Origin of the sequence: Pseudomonas chlororaphis subsp. aurantiaca (assembly GCF_013466605.1) — a bacterium.
GTDB classification, from domain to species: Bacteria; Pseudomonadota; Gammaproteobacteria; order Pseudomonadales; family Pseudomonadaceae; genus Aquipseudomonas; species Aquipseudomonas chlororaphis_I.
Genome location: NZ_CP059162.1, coordinates 4,783,983 through 4,803,124 on the forward strand (window position 1 = coordinate 4,783,983; position 19,142 = coordinate 4,803,124).

Annotated in this window: 11 protein-coding genes; 10 read left to right on the forward strand and 1 reads right to left on the reverse strand. The window is 63.6% G+C overall.

The annotated features are described in order from the left end of the window. Nucleotides 1-27 precede the first annotated feature (27 nt). Entirely contained in the window at nucleotides 28-1,236 is a 1,209-nt protein-coding gene (locus H0I86_RS21450) for an ammonium transporter (protein ID WP_038577245.1), read from the reverse strand. Nucleotides 1,237-1,566: 330 nt separating this feature from the next. Between H0I86_RS21450 and H0I86_RS21455 the strand changes: the two genes are divergently transcribed. The 10 genes from H0I86_RS21455 (at nucleotide 1,567) to H0I86_RS21500 (ending at nucleotide 19,142) form a co-directional block, all read left to right on the forward strand. Beyond that, nucleotides 1,567-1,881, forward strand: a complete 315-nt coding sequence (locus H0I86_RS21455) for an ElaB/YgaM/YqjD family protein (RefSeq protein ID WP_180922107.1) — start codon at nucleotides 1,567-1,569, stop codon at nucleotides 1,879-1,881. A 1-nt stretch (nucleotide 1,882) separates the two neighbouring features. Then, nucleotides 1,883-2,269 carry a phage holin family protein gene (locus H0I86_RS21460; RefSeq protein ID WP_124309205.1) on the forward strand — a complete coding sequence of 129 codons (387 nt, stop codon included), beginning with the start codon at nucleotides 1,883-1,885 and terminating at the stop codon, nucleotides 2,267-2,269. After that, nucleotides 2,266-2,607 (forward strand): hypothetical protein, encoded by a 342-nt coding sequence (locus H0I86_RS21465; RefSeq protein WP_180922108.1) that lies wholly within the window; start codon nucleotides 2,266-2,268, stop codon nucleotides 2,605-2,607. Before H0I86_RS21460 ends, H0I86_RS21465 begins: the two co-directional genes overlap by 4 nt. A 138-nt stretch (nucleotides 2,608-2,745) precedes the next feature. Beyond that, nucleotides 2,746-3,903, forward strand: coding sequence for an EAL domain-containing protein (locus tag H0I86_RS21470; protein ID WP_180922109.1), 1,158 nt, complete (start codon nucleotides 2,746-2,748; stop codon nucleotides 3,901-3,903). Nucleotides 3,904-3,970: 67 nt separating this feature from the next. Then, nucleotides 3,971-5,302, forward strand: coding sequence for a deoxyguanosinetriphosphate triphosphohydrolase (locus H0I86_RS21475; protein WP_180922110.1), 1,332 nt, complete (start codon nucleotides 3,971-3,973; stop codon nucleotides 5,300-5,302). Between the two features lie 742 nt (nucleotides 5,303-6,044). Continuing rightward, nucleotides 6,045-7,769 (forward strand): ShlB/FhaC/HecB family hemolysin secretion/activation protein, encoded by a 1,725-nt coding sequence (locus tag H0I86_RS21480; RefSeq protein WP_180922111.1) that lies wholly within the window; start codon nucleotides 6,045-6,047, stop codon nucleotides 7,767-7,769. 111 nt (nucleotides 7,770-7,880) lie between these two features. Continuing rightward, a complete protein-coding gene (locus H0I86_RS21485; RefSeq protein ID WP_180922112.1) occupies nucleotides 7,881-12,839 on the forward strand; it encodes a hemagglutinin repeat-containing protein in 4,959 nt (1,652 codons plus the stop codon). A gap of 296 nt (nucleotides 12,840-13,135) precedes the next feature. Then, complete coding sequence (locus tag H0I86_RS21490; RefSeq protein ID WP_180922113.1) at nucleotides 13,136-13,762, forward strand: response regulator transcription factor; 627 nt, start codon at nucleotides 13,136-13,138, stop codon at nucleotides 13,760-13,762. Nucleotides 13,763-13,983: 221 nt separating this feature from the next. After that, nucleotides 13,984-15,975, forward strand: coding sequence for an ATP-binding protein (locus H0I86_RS21495; protein ID WP_258019356.1), 1,992 nt, complete (start codon nucleotides 13,984-13,986; stop codon nucleotides 15,973-15,975). Between the two features lie 218 nt (nucleotides 15,976-16,193). Beyond that, the gene (locus H0I86_RS21500) at nucleotides 16,194-19,142 is read left to right on the forward strand and encodes an HD domain-containing phosphohydrolase (RefSeq protein ID WP_180922115.1); all 2,949 of its coding nucleotides are present in this window, start codon (nucleotides 16,194-16,196) and stop codon (nucleotides 19,140-19,142) included.

Consider the following 19,142-nt stretch of genomic DNA (forward strand, 5'->3'; position numbering starts at 1 on the left):
GGAGGCTCCAGCCTGGGCTGCAAGGCTTCAGTCCTGGCTGACCGCGCCGATCTTGTGCAGCGACAGGTCGGCGCCGTAGTACTCCTGCTCCTGGGTCAGGCGCAGGCCGCAAAGCGCCTTGATCGCACCATACACCAGGAAGCCGCCGACCAGCGCCACCAGCACGCCCAGGCCGGTACCGATCAACTGGCTGATCAGGCTGACACCGCCCAGGCCACCCAGGGCGCTCTGGCCGAAGATCCCACAGGCGATACCGCCCCACACGCCGCACAAACCATGCAATGGCCAGACACCCAGCACATCGTCGATCTTCCAGCGCGTCTGGGTGGCGATAAAGCACCAGACGAACAACGCGCCGGCAATCGCCCCGGTGATCAACGCACCCACCGGGTGCATCAGGTCGGAGCCGGCGCAGATCGCCACCAGCCCGGCCAGCGGGCCGTTGTGCAGAAAGCCCGGGTCGTTGCGCCCGACGATCAGCGCCGCCACCGTGCCACCCACCATGGCCATCAGCGAGTTCACCGCCACCAGTCCGCTGACCGCCTGCAGGGTCTGCGCGCTCATCACGTTGAAGCCGAACCAGCCGACAATCAGGATCCACGAACCCAAGGCCAGGAACGGAATGCTCGACGGCGCGAACGCCACCAGCTTGCCGTCGCGGTAGCGCCCGTTGCGCGGCCCGAGCAACAGCACCGCGGCCAGCGCCAGCCAGCCGCCCATGGCATGCACCACCACCGAGCCGGCGAAATCATGGAAGCCTGCGCCGAAGTGCTCCTGCAGCCAGGCTTGCAGGCCGTAGTTGCCGTTCCATACCAGGCCTTCGAAGAAGGGATAGATGAAGGCCACGATCAGCGCCGTGGCGCAGAGCTGCGGGACGAATCGCGCACGCTCGGCGATGCCGCCGGAAATGATCGCCGGGATGGCCGCGGCGAACGTCAGCAGGAAGAAGAACTTCACCAGCCCGTAGCCGTGATCGGCGCTGATCACCGCCGCCGGTTGCAGGAAGCTGACGCCGTAGGAGATCCAATAGCCTATAAAGAAATAGGCCAGGGTCGAAACCGCGAAGTCGCTGAGGATCTTCGACAAGGCGTTGACCTGGTTTTTCTGGCGCACCGTGCCCACCTCGAGAAAGGCGAAGCCGGCATGCATGGCCAGGACCATGACCGCACCGATAAGGATGAACAGGGTATTGGAACCATGGACCAGAGTGTCCACAGCGCTTTGCAGATTTTCCATGGAATGGGCAGACCTGATAGCAGGAATTATCCGCGAGCCGCTCGAGCGTTTTTGCACCAACTTGGCACCGAAGGTCCTGTCGACCTACGTATTGCGACCCATTTTGGCGCGACGCTTTTTCGAGAGGGATGTATCGCTCGGGGGTGTTTCCATAAGTGTTGATTTTTTAGGGTAAGGTTTTAGCTGCCAGGCACCGCATCCTGCGCGCTTTCGGCGCAACCACCCGTGTTTACGCACCAGGACAAAGCAAAAGCTGTACCAGACAATTGCACTGAACCTTCGCGCAAGGCTCATACTCGAACCCTTCAGAACGCCACTATGGAGATCATCATGGCCAGCAAAACCACCAAGACAGCTCAAGAAACCCTGATGGCGGACTTTCGGGCACTGGTCAGTGACACGGAACGTCTGCTGGAACACACCGCCACCCTGGCGGGCGAGCAGGCGGACGAATTGCGCGCACAGATTCACGACAGCCTGCTGCGCGCCCGCGAGACCCTGCAACTGACCGAGCAATCGCTGCGCGAACGCGGCCAGGCGGCGGTCACCGCCACCGAAGACTATGTGCAGAGCAACCCCTGGCAAGCAGTGGGCATCGCGGCGGGCGTGGGCTTCCTGATCGGCCTGCTGGCGACCCGGCGCTGATATGGCTATCGATGAATCCGGCTCCACTGCGGGCCACGGCTCCTCAACGCGGCGCCTGGGCGCTGCTTTCCTGGGTTTGTTGCACAGCCACGTCGAACTGTTCGGTATCGAGTTGCAGGAACAGAAAGCCAGAACCGTCAGCCTGCTGTTGTTCGCCGGGCTGACCCTGGTGTTCGCCCTGCTGCTGTTGGTAGGCCTGTCGACGCTGGTGCTGATCCTGTTCTGGGACACCTATCGCCTGACCGCCATCACCGGGCTGTGCATCTTCTATACGCTGGCTGCGCTGTTCTGCGCCATGCGCCTGAAGGCGGCGATTTTCGATGAGTCCTCGCCCTTCCATGCCACCCTTGAAGAACTGGCCAACGACAGGGAGCGCCTGCTGCCATGAGCCTGCCGGACATCCCGCAAACCAATTCCCGGCGCGAGATGCGCAAGGCGCTGATCCGCCTGCGCATGGAAATGCATCGCCAGGAAATCCGCCACGAATCCCAGCAGTTGCTGCAACCCTTGCAGCGGGTCCGTGGCCTTGGCCAAAGCTGGCAACAGGGCTTCGGCATCAAGCACGCGCCGTTGTGGGGCGTGGCCGCCGTGACCCTGTTGGGGTTTCTCACCGGCAAGGGCGCCAAGAGCGGCAGCGTCAGAAACTTCGCCCGGCTGGTGCGGCTCAGCGCCGGCCTGTTGCCGCTGATCAAGCTGGTCATGCAAGGTTCTTCGAGCAAGCATTGAGCCGCCGCCATCTGGCTGCATTCTTGCAACCGTTCCCGCAATAGCTGCGCCCCCGACCTCTCTCACGAGAGGTCGGGCCTTGCCTGCCTGTTGCGTCGGCGCGCCGCCAAGATCAACAAGATCAACCAAGGAGGCCCCGTGATCGACGGGCAACCGCTTGCCTGCTTTCAACCCTTCATCGATACCGCCACTGGCCGTATTGCCGGTGTCGAAGCCCTGGGCCGCCTGCGCCAACCGAACGGCCAGCTGCTGTCGGTCGGCCCATTGTTCAACGATCCCCGGACCTCCTCCACCGCCCTGCGCCGGCTCGACCGGCTGATTCGCGCCGACGCCCTGAGCCGCCTGCATGAAGCGCCCGCGGACTGGTTCCTGAGCCTCAACATCTCGCCCCGCTGGATCAGCCGCCTGCGCGCCGGCCAACCCTTGCCGAGCCTCAGGCAATTGCAGCAACAGGGCGTCGATCCGCGGCGCGTGGTCTTCGAAATCACCGAGTTGAGCGGCAACAGCCAGCGCCTGAGCGAAGTGGTGGCGCGCTACCGCGAAGCCGGCGCGCGCATCGCCATCGACGACTTCGGCGCCGGCTACTCCCAGCTCGACCGGGTGCTGGCCCTGCAACCGGACATTCTCAAGCTCGACATGCGCCTGTTCCAGGCCGCGGCCCGTGGCGGGCCCAGCAGCGATGTGGTCAAGGCCCTGGCGCAGATGGCCGAGAAGACCGGCTGCTGGATCATCGCCGAAGGGGTCGAGAGCGAAACCGAACTCAACTTCGCCCTGGAATGCGGCTCGCGGTATGTCCAGGGTTTCCTGTTTGCCCGGGCCGAGCAGGCGTTCTTCGCCAGCGATGCTTTCGTCGCGCCTTTTGCCCGGGCGCGCCAGCGCTATGTGCAGCAGAAACTGGCCGAGCGCGGACACCTGATGCAGATGCGCCATCAACTCGCGGAGCTGATGACCCTGCTACAGGATTGGGCCCAGGCCCCGATCGAACGGTTGCCGCAGCTGGATGCTTTTCCCTGGTTGCTGCGCTTTTATCAATGCGATCGCCACGGCACCCAGCTGACGCCGAACCTGGAATGGCGCCACGACCGCTGGCAGGCCGACCATAGCTATGTCGGCCACAACTGGTCGTGGCGTCCGTACTTCTACCACCTGCTGGCCGAAGGCTGGGACGAGCGGCGGCTGACCCTGTCCAACACCTACCGCGACGCCACCAGCAACCAGTACTGCCTGACTGCCGGGCAGTTCTTCGACAATGGCCAGCGCCTGCTGTTGATCGATATCGATGCCGCGGGGCTTTAGTTCCACTTGCAGGCGCTGGCGCGAACCGGGAAGCTAGCCCATCAGTCATTCGACGGAGAGACCCGCCTTGGATTGGCATACCCTGCTTACCCGCGAACGCCTCGGAAAACCGCTGCACAGCTCCGAAGAGCTGGGTCGCAGCCCCTTCCACAAGGACCACGACCGCATCATCTTCTCCGGTGCCTTCCGCCGCCTGGGCCGCAAGACCCAGGTGCACCCGGTGTCCAGCAACGACCACATCCACACGCGCCTGACCCACTCCCTGGAAGTCAGCTGTGTCGGTCGCTCCCTGGGCATGCGGGTCGGCGAGACCATTCGCGACGCCCTGCCCGAGTGGTGCGAACCAAGCGACCTGGGGATGGTGGTGCAATCGGCCTGCCTGGCCCACGACATCGGCAACCCGCCGTTCGGCCACTCCGGCGAAGATGCGATCCGCCACTGGTTCCAGCAGGCCGCCGGGCGCGGCTGGCTGGACGCCATGAGCGAAAACGAGCGCAACGACTTCCTCAATTTCGAAGGCAATGCCCAGGGCTTCCGGGTGCTGACCCAGCTGGAATACCACCAGTTCGACGGCGGCACGCGGCTGACCTACGCCACCCTCGGCACCTACCTGAAGTACCCCTGGACCGCGCGTCATGCCGACTCCCTGGGCTACAAGAAGCACAAGTTCGGTTGCTACCAGAGCGAATTGCCATTGCTCGAACAGATCGCCAACAAGCTCGGCCTGCCGCAACTCGAGGAACAACGCTGGGCCCGCCATCCGCTGGTGTACCTGATGGAGGCCGCCGATGACATCTGCTACGCCCTGATCGACCTCGAGGACGGGCTGGAGATGGAACTGCTCGACTATGCCGAAGTCGAGTCGCTGCTGCTCGGGCTGGTGGGCGATGACCTGCCGGAAACCTATCGCCAGCTCGGTCCGCGGGACTCGCGCCGGCGCAAGCTGGCGATCCTGCGTGGCAAGGCCATCGAACACCTGACCAACGCCGCCGCCCGGGCCTTCGTCGAACAGCAGGACGCCCTGCTCAGCGGCACCCTGCCGGGCGATCTGGTGGAGCACATGCACGGCCCGGCCAAGCGTTGCGTGCTCAATGCCAAGGACATCGCGCGCAAGAAGATCTTCCAGGACAAGCGCAAGACCCTGCACGAGATCGGTGCCTACACCACCCTGGAAATCCTCCTCAACTCGTTCTGCGGCGCCGCGCTGGAACAGCACGGCGGACGCACGCCGTCGTTCAAGAACCGGCGGATCCTCGACCTGCTGGGCAACAACGCGCCGGATCCGAACGGTTCGCTGCACGCCTCCTTCCTACGCATGATCGACTTCATCGCCGGCATGACCGACAGCTACGCCAGCGAAATGGCCCGGGAAATGACCGGGCGTTCCAGCCCGCAATGACCCGTCGTTGAATGGCTACCTCGCGTTATCGAGGTGGCCGTTCGAGCGGTTTCTCGCCAGTCAGCAACTAAGGGATTCCCCTAGTCCCTTATCAGGCAATATCCCGATGCAATCGTTATTTAAACTTTGATCAGCTGCCTTCTGCGCACTGTTCGACTGCATCTTCACTTCCACCTCGTTCACCAGACATCCATCAAGTCTTGACACTATTCCAGGTAGTCTTCAGCACCTAGAGCACTTTCTCTATAACTAGCGATAGTGACCGATATATGTAGCTGAACAATCAATCCAACTAACCTGAATTAAACAGACCGTTAACGAAACAACCAGACATCCTACCTTTACCTTTCGATACATCTGCTCACCCGCCGGACCAAACCCCTTGCAACACAAGGCCCGTGCAGGTTCCCGTTCGATTACAAATTCCGTACAAATCAACTTTATCGTTTCCGCTAGTCTCGAACCGTAATGGCTTAACAAGGTTAATTTCACGCATCGATAGATCGTTCCCCGTTCATGCCCCTACGCCGGATGATCGCCGGCAAAACAAATAGCAAGCAAACTAAGTACCTTCGCTCAAACTTCAAGCCAACGGTTAGTTCGAAAATAATTTCACCCCTCGCTGTAACAAAGAGCACGCCCAGGACTCAAGCGTCAAAATGGAAGTGATACACGGAATGAATCCGTGTCGATAAGTTGTTCCCGCACTTCCTCGTCCGTTTTTCACCGTTAAGGATGTCGAGTGCCCCATACGTCCTCAAGTCACCCAAGTTGCCATACCAGCCTGCACCGCTGGTTGCTGCTCTCGCTGCTGGCCGGGTCCCTGCCGGTGGCCGCCGCCGATATGCCACAACCGGGTCAGGAAGCCCTGCGCCTGCAGCAACAGCAACAGCGCGACCTGCAACAACTGCAACTGGAACAGCGCCAGCGCCAGTTGCAGCGCGGCAGCTTCGGGCCCCCCGCGGTCACTCCCGCCGAAACCGCCCAGGGTGGCCAGGATGAACAGTGCTGGGCCCTGAGCGGCACACGGATCGCCGGCGTCACGCTGTTCAAGAAAGACCAGTTGAACCGCCAGCTCGAACCCTATATCGCGCCCTGCATGGGGGTGAACGGAATCAATCGCCTGCTGGCGCAGATCACCCGGATCTATGTCGAGGCCGGCTACATCGCCAGCCGTCCCTACCTGAGCAGCGCTCCCGCCGCCGGCCACTCGCTGGATATCGTGGTCGACGAAGGTTATGTCGAGGCCGTCGAACTGGCCGACCAGAGCCTGCCGGTTTCCCTGGCCGGGGCCTTTCCCGGCATGCTCGGCGAACCGCTGAACCTGCGCGACCTGGAACAGGGCCTGGACCAGCTCAATCGCCTGCGCTCTCTGGACCTGACCGCCGATATCGCTCCCGGCAGCCAGCCCGGCGCCTCGCGGATCATCCTGCGCTCGCGCAGCAGCGGCGCCTCGCGCTGGGCCCTCGGGCTGGGTGTGGATAACCTCGGCAGCGCCAGTACCGGACGCGACCGCAACGCCGTCAACCTGAGCCTCGACAGCCCGCTGCAACTCAACGACGCGCTCAACCTGAACTTCAGCGACACCCTCAATCACGGTCCGCGCTACAGCCGCAGCGCCAGCGTTTTCTATTCGATCCCCTACGGCTACTGGACCTACAGCCTGTTCGCCAGCCATGCCGAGTACCGGGCGCCGTTCAAGCTCAGCAGCGTGACCTTCTACAACAGCGGGCGCACTGACCTGCTCAGCCTGCGCGCCGATCGCGTGCTGTGGCGCGACCAGGGGCACCAGCTGAGCGCCAACCTGCAACTGGCCCACAAGGATGTCGACAGCTACCTGGAGAAAGTCCGCCTGGGCATCCAGAGCCCGACCCTGACCGTGGCCGAAGCCGGGCTCAACCTGTTCTGGCTCGACAGCGCGGTGTGGAACCTCGATGTCAATTACGCCCAGGGCCTGACCTGGTTCGGCGCCGACCGCGACTCGCAACAGGTGCAGAAAAACCTGCCGCAGGCGCAGTTCCGCAAGTACCGCGCCAGCCTCAGCCAATGGCGCAATGGCCACTTCGGCAGCCAGCCCTGGCAGTGGCAGAGCCAGCTGTCGCTGCAGTACAGCCCCGACCCGCTGCCGGCCATCGAACAACTGCTGGGTACCGACGACTCCGCCGTGCGCGGCTATCGCGAGAACAGCGCCTCGGGCGCCATCGGCGGGATCTGGCGCAACACCCTGCGCCTGCCGTTGCAGAACGATGCGCCCGTCAAGCTGACCCCGCGCCTGGCCTTCGACCACGGCCGGATCAAGGCGCAAGAAGGCGCCAGCAGCGAGCGCCTGAGCAGCGCCAGCATCGGCCTGAACCTGAGCTGGAAGAACGTGCAAGTCGATGTCGACTACCAGCACAGCCTGGAAACACCCCAGCGTTTTCACCATGAATCGCCCGCCTGGCTGACCCGCCTGAGCGTGCAGATCTGAGGTCCCGCGAACCGTGCATCAGCCTGAAAAAAACAGCCGAGCCTGAACACCACAGCAGCGTTGCAACGAACAGCGCGCACCGCCACTCGGCCCACACATAGAGAGCTTCTTATGCCCGACAACACATCTGTGTTTCACCTGTCCCCCAGGGGCAAACTGCGCCTGGCCATCGCCAGCCTGCTCCTGGTCTCCCATCTGCCGCAGGCACTGGCCGGCGGTATCACCGTGGCCCCGGGGCCGGGTGGTATCCCGCAGCTGCAAAACCAGAACGGCGTGCCGATCGTCAACATCGTCGCGCCCAACGGCGCCGGGCTCTCCCATAACCAGTTCCTCGACTACAACGTCGATCGCCAGGGCGTGGTGCTGAACAACTCCCTGCAATCCGGCGCCTCGCAACTGGCCGGGCAGCTGGCCGCCAACCCGCAGTTCCACGGCCAGGACGCCAGCGTGATTCTCAACGAGGTGATCAGCCGCAACGCCTCGGCGCTCAACGGCACCCAGGAGATCTTCGGCCGCGCCGCCGACTATGTGCTGGCCAACCCCAACGGCATCTCGGTCAACGGCGGCAGCTTCATCAACACGCCGAACGCCAGCCTGCTGGTCGGTCGCCCCGAGCTCAACGACGGCAAGCTGCAAGCCCTGAGCACCGGTGACGCCAAAGGCCAGTTGACGGTCGAGGGCCGAGGCCTGAGTAACGACAAAGGCAGCATCAACCTGATCGCCCCGCGCATCGACAGCCAGGGCGACATCACCGCCGGCAACCAGCTCAACCTCACTGTCGGACGCAACCGCGTGGACCCGGCCAGCGGCAAGGTGCTCAGCACCGACCCGGCCGGTAATACCCAGGAGCAGCGCATCGACGCCAGCCTGTTCGGCGCCATGCAGGCCGGGCGCATCAACATTGTCAGCACCGCCGAAGGCGCCGGAGTGCGGGTCGGCGCGGTGCAGGTCAAAGGTCGCGACGGGGTGGATATCGCGTCCGCCGGCGACCTGCACATCAGCGGCCAGGCCAGGCCCGACAGCCTTGACGCCATCCGTGCCGGCGTGCACAGCAGCCAGGGCGACGTGCAGTTGCGAAGTGGCCAGGACCTGACCCTCGCCGCCACCGATGTCAGCGCCCGCGATATCAAGCTCGATGCCGGACGCAACCTCACCCTGAGCGCCATCGAAAGCCGCAAGCTCCAGGAAAAACGCGAGCAGTGGAGCAACAGCACCATCGGCATCACCTGGGAAACCTACGACCGCACCCTGACCGACAGCGACAGCCGCCAGCACGGCAACCAGCTGACCGCCCGCCGCGATGCCGAGCTCAAGGCCCGCGCCAACACCGAACTCAAGGCCAGCCAGATCAAGGCCGGCAACAACCTGACGGTCGACAGCGGCGCCGACCTGCGCCTGACCGCCGCCACCGAAACCCACGAACAACGCGACCAGGGCCACCACCGCAAGCACCTGTGGAAAGCCGACTGGGACAAGTCCAGCAGCGAGCAACGCAGCATCACCAGCCAGCTGCAGGCGGGCAACGACCTGCAACTGACCAGCAGCAAGCAGCTGCAACTGCAGGGAGCCGAACTGGCCAGCAACAACATCAAGCTGACCGGGCGCCAGGTGGAGATCACCAGTGCCAGCCGCACCCAGAGCAACAGCGACAAGTCCTACTCCGGCGACCTGGTCGGCGGCAGCTTCTTCGGCAAGAACGGCGACGGCGACAAGGGCAAGACCCTGAACAAGGGCAGCAAGGTCAACGCCAAGGACAACCTGATCGTCCAGGCCGACGAAGTCCGCATCAGCGGCAGCCAGGCCCGTGGCGGCAAACAGGCCAGCGTGATCAGCGAAAACGGTTCGCTGACCATCGATGGCGTGCAGGACCGCTCCCACGACAACAGCTACAGCAAGGACAGCAAGTTCTTCGGCATCACCAAGGACGAAAGCCGGCAGAACCGCAAGGACAGCACCACCGTCACCAGCGACCTGCGCTCGGACAGCAACCTCAAGCTGCAAAGCGCCAAGGACATCGCCATCAGCGGCGCGCACGTGGCCGCGACCGGCGAGCTCAAGGCCGAGGCCAGCGGTGATATCAAGATCGACTCGGCGCAAAACACCTCGCAGAGCGAAAGCACCACCCACACCCGTGGCTTCGACGCCTATGCCAAGGAGAATGCCCCGGGCACCCGGCAATACCGCGCCGGCGTGCGCTACGAAGACCAGCAGAAGGCGGCCAAGACCGACGACACCCGGCAACAGGGTTCGAGCCTCAGCGGCGGCAGCCTGCAAGTCGCCGCGGGCGGCGACCTGAGCATCAAGGGCAGCGACCTGAAAGCCACCCACGGCGATGCCAGCCTCAGCGGCAAGCAGGTCGAACTGCTGGCCGATCATGACCAAAAGAGCAGCAGCACCGACACCCGTACCACCGGCGGCGGCTTCTACTACACCGGCGGCCTGGACCGCGCGGGCAACGGTGTGGAGTTCGCCCACAGCAGCACCCAGGACACCCATGACACCCGCACAGCCAACACCACCGGCATCACCGCCAGCGGCAACCTGACCATCAAGGCCGGCAACACCCTGGTGACCGAGGGCGCCCAGGTCAAGGCCGGCGACAAGCTGCTGGTGAATGCCGAACAGGTCGACAACCGCGCGGCGCACAACAGCGAGTCCACTAGCCACAAGGAAAACACCTGGAGCGCCGATGTCGGCGCCAACGTCGAATACAAGGGCCTGACCCGCCCCGTGGAAAAAGCCATCGAAGGCGTGGCCCAGCGCAAGTTCCATCAACCGGGCCTGCTCGATGCCCTGGAACAACCCAATGTCGGCCTGGACGTGGAAGTCGGCCACCAGAACAAACAGCACACCGAGCAAGGCAGCAGCGCCGTGGTCAGCCAGTTCCAGGGTGGCCAGGTCGAGGTCAAGGTAGCCGGCCAGTTGCAGGATGAAGGCAGCCGCTACGAGGCCACCCAAGGCGCACTGAAGATCGACGCGGGCAGCCAGGTGACCAAGGCCGCCAGCGATACCCACAGCAGCAGCGAACAGGCGCTGGACGCCAAGGCCGGCGTGCGGGTCTACACCACCACCGGCGAAGACCTGAACCTGCGTGGTAGCGGCGCCGGCGGCAGCAGCGACAAGCGCAGCGACAGCAGCAAGGCGGTGGTCGGCAGCTATGTCGGCAAACAGGGCGTGGACATCGCGCTGAGCGGCGATGGCCAGTATGAAGGCAGCCGCTTCGATGGCGGCGAAGCCGGCGTCAAACTGCACGCTGGCGGCGAACTGGCGCTGAACCAGGCCAATGACCGCCAGAACAGCAGCGACTCCAGCCTGCGCGGCGATGCCTCGCTCACCGTCGGCAGCGCCCCGGGCGCCAATGGCAATAACCTCAACCTCGGTGCCGGCGTACAACTGGACCACAAGCGCCTGGACCAGCAGGACAGCCAGGCGCGGGTTGCGACCATCCAGAGCAAGGGCCCGGTCGAGCTGTCCAGCGGCGGCGATCTGATCCTCCAGGGCACCACCATCGGCAGCAACACCGCCAAGACTGGCGACATCAGCCTGAACGCCGGCGGCAAACTCGACCTGCAGGCCGCGGTCGACACCCACAGCAGCCAGGGCAGCAACCTCGGTGGCGGCCTGACGGGCGGCGCCAGCAAGACCAGCAGCGAGCAGAGCAGCGGCAAGAGCGCCAACCTGAGCGCCAACTTCAACATCGGCCGGGTCTCGGAGCAGGACCAGAGCCAGACCGGCGGGCAACTGCACAGCAATGGCCAGGTAACACTCGCCAGCGGCTCCGACAGCAACACCGCGCTGCACTTGCAGGGTACCCAGGTCGAGGCCAAAAACGTCATCCTCAGCGCTGACCGGGGCGGGATCTACCAGGAGTCGGCGCAATCCACCCAGGCCCACAACAACTGGGGCCTGACCCTGGGCGCCGGCGGCAATGGCGGCAAGACCACCCGCGCCGACGCTGGCGAACACGACTCGCCGAAAACCGATCGCGGTATCCATGCCCGGGCCAAGATCGACGTCGAGCAACTGCACAGCAACACCCAGCACAACAGCCTGATCAAGGCCGACCAGGTGACCCTCGTCAGCAACGGCGACACCCATCTGGCGGGGGCGCGCATCGACGCCAACCAGGTCGATGGGCGGATCGGTGGCGATCTCATGGTGGAGAGCCGCAAGGACCAGCTCAGCAGCACCACGGTCAACCTCGACGCCCGCCTGGACGCCGAGAAGAACCAGCCTGGCGTGGTCGACAAGCTGACCAAGCAGACCGGCCCGCTCAAGGACAAGCTGCAGGCCAAGGCCGAAGGCAGTTTCGACAAGCACCGCGAGAAGCTGGAAAGCGCCGTCGACAAGGGCACCGAGCGCCTGGTGGCGGCCAAGGACACCCTGGTGAACAAGGCCGAAATCGCCAAGGAACGCCTGGGCGAGAAATTCACCCGCAGCGGCAGCTATGACGTCAACCCGGAACCCAAGGGCGCCTTCGGTCGCGGCGTGGACAAAGCCAAGGGCTACCTCGCCGACAAGACCGAAGCCTTGGGCGATCGCTTCTCCAGCCTCAAGGAACGGGTCTGGCCGAAAACCAGCGACAGCTACGCCGTCAGCGAGAAAACCGGCACTGGCAGCAAGCTGACCAACACCGTGCAAGGCGTGCTGTTCGGTGACAAGAGCGGCAACACTTCCTACACGCCGACCCTGAACCTGAATGTCAGCCGTCAGAGCAAGGACAGCGTGGCAGAGGCTTCAGGCATTAGCGGTATCCGCGGGGTCAGCCTGCAGGTGTCGGGCGAGACCCACCTGAGCGGCGCGCGGATCGGCGCCAGCGAGGGCAAGGTCGACCTCGGCGGCTCGACCGTCAGCACCACCGCCCTGGCCGGTACGGATTACCGCGCCGACGTCGGGCTGAACCTGTCGAAGTCGCCGGTCAACCTGGCCCTCGGCGCCAAGGATGAGCTGACCCGCAAGCAGGACGAGGCCACCCAGAAGGATCAGGCGTTCAACCTGGGGCCGCTGCGCGTCGGCGGCCATAGTGACAGCCAGCTGCTGCAGGCCGGCATCGATCAGAAAGCGCCCTGAGGCAAGCGCTCCGTAATCGGCTGCCCCCCATGAACGGGGGGCAGCCTTGGCCAACACCCTCGCCTCCTCAGCGCCCTTTATTGCCCTGCGAAAAAGTGCACTAAACCTCCAACATCTCCTTACCTTTTACATGGCTGGATACTCATTCCTACTTTCAACTGAAAAACCGCTGTAATCCGAAACCGTCTTTCATGTAAGAACTGCCTTATTGTCCCCAACCCCGCCTTACCCCGCATATATCCACTGTCCTGCCTGCGCTAAGGTCCAGCCCTGTATTTATTCCCACGGGTTTGACCATGAGTTCTGTTTTCATCATCGACGACCATCCCGTTATCCGACTGGCCATCCGCATGTTGCTGGAACATGAGGGTTATAAAGTCGTCGGCGAAACCGATAACGGGGTCGATGCTCTGCAGATGGTCCGTGACAGCATGCCGGACCTGATCGTGCTCGATATCAGCATTCCCAAGCTCGACGGGCTGGAGCTGCTGTTGCGATTCGGCGCCCTGGACAAGTCGCTGCGGGTGCTGGTGCTGACGGCGCAGTCGCCGGCCCTGTTCGCCGGGCGCTGCATGCAGGCCGGGGCCTGCGGCTATGTGTGCAAGCAGGAAGACCTGAACGAAGTGCTCAGCGCCATGAAGGCCGTGCTATGCGGCTACAACTACTTTCCGAGTCATGCCCTGCAAACGCCAAGGCAGGATGAAACTTCGAACGACGAACTGAACCGCCTGATGTTGCTCAGTGATCGGGAACTCATGGTGTTGCAACTTTTTGCCAAGGGCAGCACCAGTACGCAAATAGCCAACAGCATATTTCTCAGTGGCAAGACCGTCAGCACCTATAAAAAAAGAATCATGCACAAACTTCGCGCGACTTCCATGGCGGAACTTATCGAGTTGGCACAACGTCACGAACTGGTGTGAGAAACAGGATGTTCAAACACATTTCTTATTATTTAACCCTGACGGCCACGACCGTTCTGGCGGTGCTGTTTCTTGGCCTGGTCGAGGCCGGGCAACGAGAGTCCGGAGTAACATCCGCCCCTCAGTGCACTGACACGGCACCTTGTCTTGAATCGGCTGCCGCCCCACCTCTCGATAACGGCCATCGCAGGCTGCTCCTGCTCATTGGCCTGGGGCTTGGCGTGCCGCTGCTGGCGTCCCTGGGCTGGAATGCCTGGCTACACCGGCGCCTGGCCCGCCAGCAACAGGCCGCGCATGATCTTGGGCAGCAGCTCGCATTCATGCAGGCCTGGATCGACGGCGTGCCGCATCCGACCTACGTGCGCGATCGCCAGGGCCTGCTGCAAAGCTGCAATGCCAGCTACCTGGAAAGTCTCGCCGCCCACCGCGAAGCGCTCATCGGCAAAACCCTGTTGCAGGGCGCCATGGACGATCCCGGGCAGGCCCGCGAATATCACGCCGACTACCAGCACGTCATGGCGCAAGACCGCCCACTGCTGCGTGACCGGCCACTGCGCCTGAACGGGCAGGAACTGACCGTCCAGCACTGGGTCCTGCCCTATCGGGACGCGAACGGCGAGGTCCGGGGTATCATCGGCGGCTGGGTCGATATCAGCGAACGCCATCGGCTCAGCGACAGCCTCGAGGCCGCCCGGCAACAGGCCGAAGCGGCCAGCCTGGCGAAAAGCACGTTCCTGGCCAGCACCAGCCACGAACTGCGCCGCTCGATGAATGCGCTGATCGGTGCGCTGGAACTGCTGCAACAGCGCTCCGCCAGCCAGTCCCAGGACCATCCGGTCATTGAAATGGCTTATCGCTCGGCCCGGACGATGCAGGCCCTGGTCGACGATACCCTCGATATCGCCCGCATCGAATCAGGCAGCCTGGCCCTGAACCCCGAATGGCTCGACCCGCGCCTGCTTGTCGAAGCCGTTGTCAGCGAGTTCGACAGCCAGGTCCGGGAGAAGCACCTCAAGCTGCTGCCGACCTTCCACTCCAGCCACGAGCCGGTCGATGTGCTGCTCGACCCACTGCGTTTCAAGCAGGTCCTGGGCAACCTGCTGCACAACGCGATCACGTTCACCGAACAGGGCCAGATCAGGGTCCATCTCGACCTGCAAGCGGCCACGCAGCCGCAACACGTGCAACTGATGCTGCAAGTGACGGACAGCGGCATCGGCATCGACGAGCAGGATCAGCACAGGCTGTTCGAACCCTTCTTCCAGGCCCAGGCTCGACCCCTTTCCCGGCCTGACGGCGCAGGGCTGGGCCTGACCCTTTGCCGTCACCTCTGCGAGCTCATGCAAGGCGCGCTGCAACTGGCCAGCCAGCCGGGCATAGGCACGGAAGTCCGGGTCCTGTTGCCGCTGGCCTGTCAGCCACGGCGAAAACCCGCAGCCATCGTCGAGCCGCTTATTGCCCCTGCCACCCGGGCCTTGAACGTACTGGTGATCGATGACCATGCGGCGGACCGCCTGCTGCTGAGCGAACAACTGCACTTTCTTGGGCACCGCTGCCGCACCGCCGAAGACGTCGAGCAAGGCTTCGAGATCTGGTGCAAGGGGTTCTTCGACCTGCTCATCGTCAATTGCCATATGCCAGGCATGAATGGCTACGAGCTGATCCGCGCCATCCGCGAGCGCGAACGCCTGGAGCCCTGCGCGGCCTGCCGGATATTGGGGATGACCGCCAGCCCCCGGTCGCAAGAGAGACAGCAGTGCGAACAGGCCGGCATCGATGACTGCCTGTTCAAGCCTGTCGGCCTGGCGACCCTGCGTCACAAACTGGCGGGCCTGCAACCGCGGCCCTGGAATGGCGTGTTCAGCCTGAAGGCCCTGCGCACCCTGTCCCGTGGCAAACCGCAGTTCGCCCTGCGCATCCTCACCGAACTGCTGCATTGCAGCTATCGGGATCGCCAGCAACTGATGGCCCTGCCCTGCGAGCCACCCCCCCGGGCACTGGCGGAACTCGCCCACAAGATCAAGGGCTCGGCGCTGATGGTGCAGGCCAAAGACCTTGAAGCGCAGTGCGAAGCCCTTGAGCAGGCCGCTCTGGAGGGCGCGGACAGGCAAACCCTGATGCAGCGCAGAACCGCCCTGGAACAGGCGATGCTCAAGCTCGAACGGGCCCTGCTGTGGCAAATCGATCAACAGCCCAGCGCGCCCCTGACCTGAGCCCCACCACCAGCGCAACAGCTTGTGTTGCCGCTAGTTGCCAGACAAATATCAAAAAGCCACTATCCTGTCAGTCGGCCACAAAAGACTCACGGCGAGTCTCCATCAGACTGCAATTCGCAACGCCCCCGGCGCCGGCTCCCCTGAGCACAATGCACCTGCCTTAACTATGCTGAAACGTTGAGTTGCGCATCACGCGCCCCCTGGAGAGAGCTGTAATGCCGAGCACGCTGTCGTTCGATAAACGCCGATTTCCTCTCCATGTGCATATCAGCGTGATGTTCACTTGCCTGCTTCTGCTGACCGGCGTGGTGCTGGGCGTTTTCAATTACCAGCAAACCACCCGCATCATCCTTTCCAGCAGCGAAAAACTGTTCCAGCGCATCGAACAGGACGTGCAGCTGGACCTGAAAGCGACCTACGAACCGATTCGCCATCTGCTCAGCCTGCTGGTGGGCAATCCGGCCGTCCAGGCCACCGACCTGGGGCAACGCCTGGCGCTGCTCGGGCCTTTCAGCCAATCGCTCAAGGACAATCCCGAGTTGGCTTCTCTCTATGTGGGTTATGCCGACGGGGATTTTTTCATGGTCCGGCCCCTGCGCAGCCAGGCCTTGAAGGAGGCCCGCCAGGCCCCCGAACCCGCGGCCTATGAAGTCTGGAGCATCGAGCGCGACCGCCATACCGGGCAACTGCATTCACAGTCGCTGTTCTACGACACCGACCTCGCCCTGGTCAGCCGCCGGGACAATTCCCAGGAAGCCTACGACCCGAGCAGCCGTAACTGGTTTGCCAACGCCAAGGACGACACCGATCAGATCACCACCGAGCCGTACGTCTTTTTCTCCACGCGCAACGTCGGTACCACCCTCGCCCGCCGCAGCGGCCATAACGCGGTGATGGGCGCCGACCTGACCCTGGAACAGCTCTCGGCCACCCTGGCCAAGCATCGGGTCACGCCCAGCACCGAAATCGCCCTGGTGGATGGCAATGGCCATGCCGTGGCTTATCCGGACAGCCGTCGCCTGATCGTCGAAGAACAGAGCGCCCGGCTGATCCGCGCCAACGACCTGAACCCGGCCCTCGATGCGCTGTTGCAGGGCAAGGCCCAGGGCAATCACCTGCGACTCAAGGATCGCCAGTGGATAGTGGCCAGCCGTCATCTGCAGGAAGGTGGGCCCCGTGGCTTGCAACTGGCGCTGCTGGTGCCCGAGGACGAGTTGCTGGCGGACGCCTATCGCATGCGCTGGCAAGGCGCGCTGATCACCCTGAGCATTCTGCTGCTGTGCCTGCCGCTCGGCTGGCTGACCTCACGAGTGCTGGTCAGGCCGTTGCGTGCCCTGGTGCAGGAAGCCGACGCCGTCCGCAGCTTCGACTTCAACTACCCACTGACCCGCCGCTCGCCGGTGCTGGAAGTCGACCAGTTGAGCGTGTCGATGGCTCGCATGAAAGACACCCTGGCCAGCTTTTTTGAAATCACCGCCAGCCTTTCCGCGGAAACCCGCTTCGACCCGCTGCTGCAACGGGTGCTGTTTGAAACCATGAAGATCGGCCAGGCCCAGGCCGGGCTGATCTACCTGCGGGAAAACCAAGGCATGAGCCTGGAGCCCCATGGCCTGATCATCGCCGGCAATGTCCAGGACCTGCAGGCGTTCGACATACAGAGCCAGGACGCCCAGCACGACGCAAGCCCGGTGTGGCTGCGGCAACTGGCGAACAGCGAGAACGTAGTCACGACCCTGGGGTTCGAGCAGGCGGCCGACCTGCAAAGCGTGCTGCTGGCCATGAACTGCCCCAGCGTCCATCTGATCGGTATCCGCCTGCACAATCGTCACAACGAAACCGTCGGCATCCTTGTCCTGCTGTTGGCCGACAGCGGCCAGGAAGCCGACCTGGAAAAGCTACGCCCGGACCGCATCGCTTTCCTGCAGGCGGTCTCCGGCGCCGCGGCGGTCAGCATCGACAGCCAGCGCCTGCAGAACCGGCAAAAGCAATTGCTCGACGCCTTCATCCAGCTACTGGCCGGGGCGATCGATGCCAAGAGCCCGTACACCGGCGGGCATTGCCAGCGGGTGCCGGCGCTGACCCTGATGCTGGCCCAGGCCGCCGCGGCCAGCCAGCAACCGGCGTTCAGCGCCTACCAACCCACCGAGGACGAATGGGAGGCGCTGCATATCGCGGCCTGGCTGCACGATTGCGGCAAGGTCACAACCCCCGAATACGTGGTGGACAAGGCCACCAAGCTGGAAACCCTGAACGACCGCATCCACGAGATCCGCACTCGCTTCGAGGTGCTCAAGCGCGATCTCTGGATCGACTACTGGCAGGCTCGCGCCCAGGGTGGCGATGAGGCTTCGCTGGTGGCGATCCGCGATGCCGGCCTGGCGGAGCTGGACGACGACTTTGCCTTTATCGCCCGCTGCAACCTCGGTAGCGAAGCCATGGCCGAGGCCGATCTGCAACGGCTGGAAAGGATTGCCCGGCGCACCTGGAGCCGCACCCTGGACGATCGCCTGGGTGTGTCCTGGGAAGAAAACCGCCGCCAGCAACGCACCCCGGCGGCGACCCTGCCGGTCACCGAACAACTGCTGGCCGACAAGCCCGAGCATCTGATCGAGCGCAACCCCGCCGAACTGATACCAGCGGACAATCCCTGGGGCTTCAAGCTCGATGTGCCGCCCTACAAGTACAACCGCGGCGAGCTGTACAACCTGAAAATAGGCAAAGGCACCCTGACCCGTGAAGAGCGCTACGTGATCAATCATCACATGGTGCAGACCATCCTGATGCTCAGCCACCTGCCCTTCCCCAGCCACTTGAACACCGTCACCGAGATCGCCGGCGGCCATCACGAGAAAATGGATGGCACCGGTTATCCCAAGCAGCTGAAACGGGAGCAGATGAGCCTGCCGGCGCGGATGATGGCGATCGCCGATATCTTCGAAGCGCTGACGGCGGCGGATCGCCCTTACAAGAAGGGCAAGACCCTGAGCGAAGCGCTGGGCATCATGGCGACCATGTGCCGTGATGCCCATATCGATCCGCAGCTGTTCGAGCTGTTCATCCAGACCGGAATCTACCAGCAGTACGCCGACCGTTTCATGGAACCGCAGCAGATCGATGGGGTAGACCCCGAGGGCGTGCTGGGCAAGGCCGGGCTCAGGGTCTGA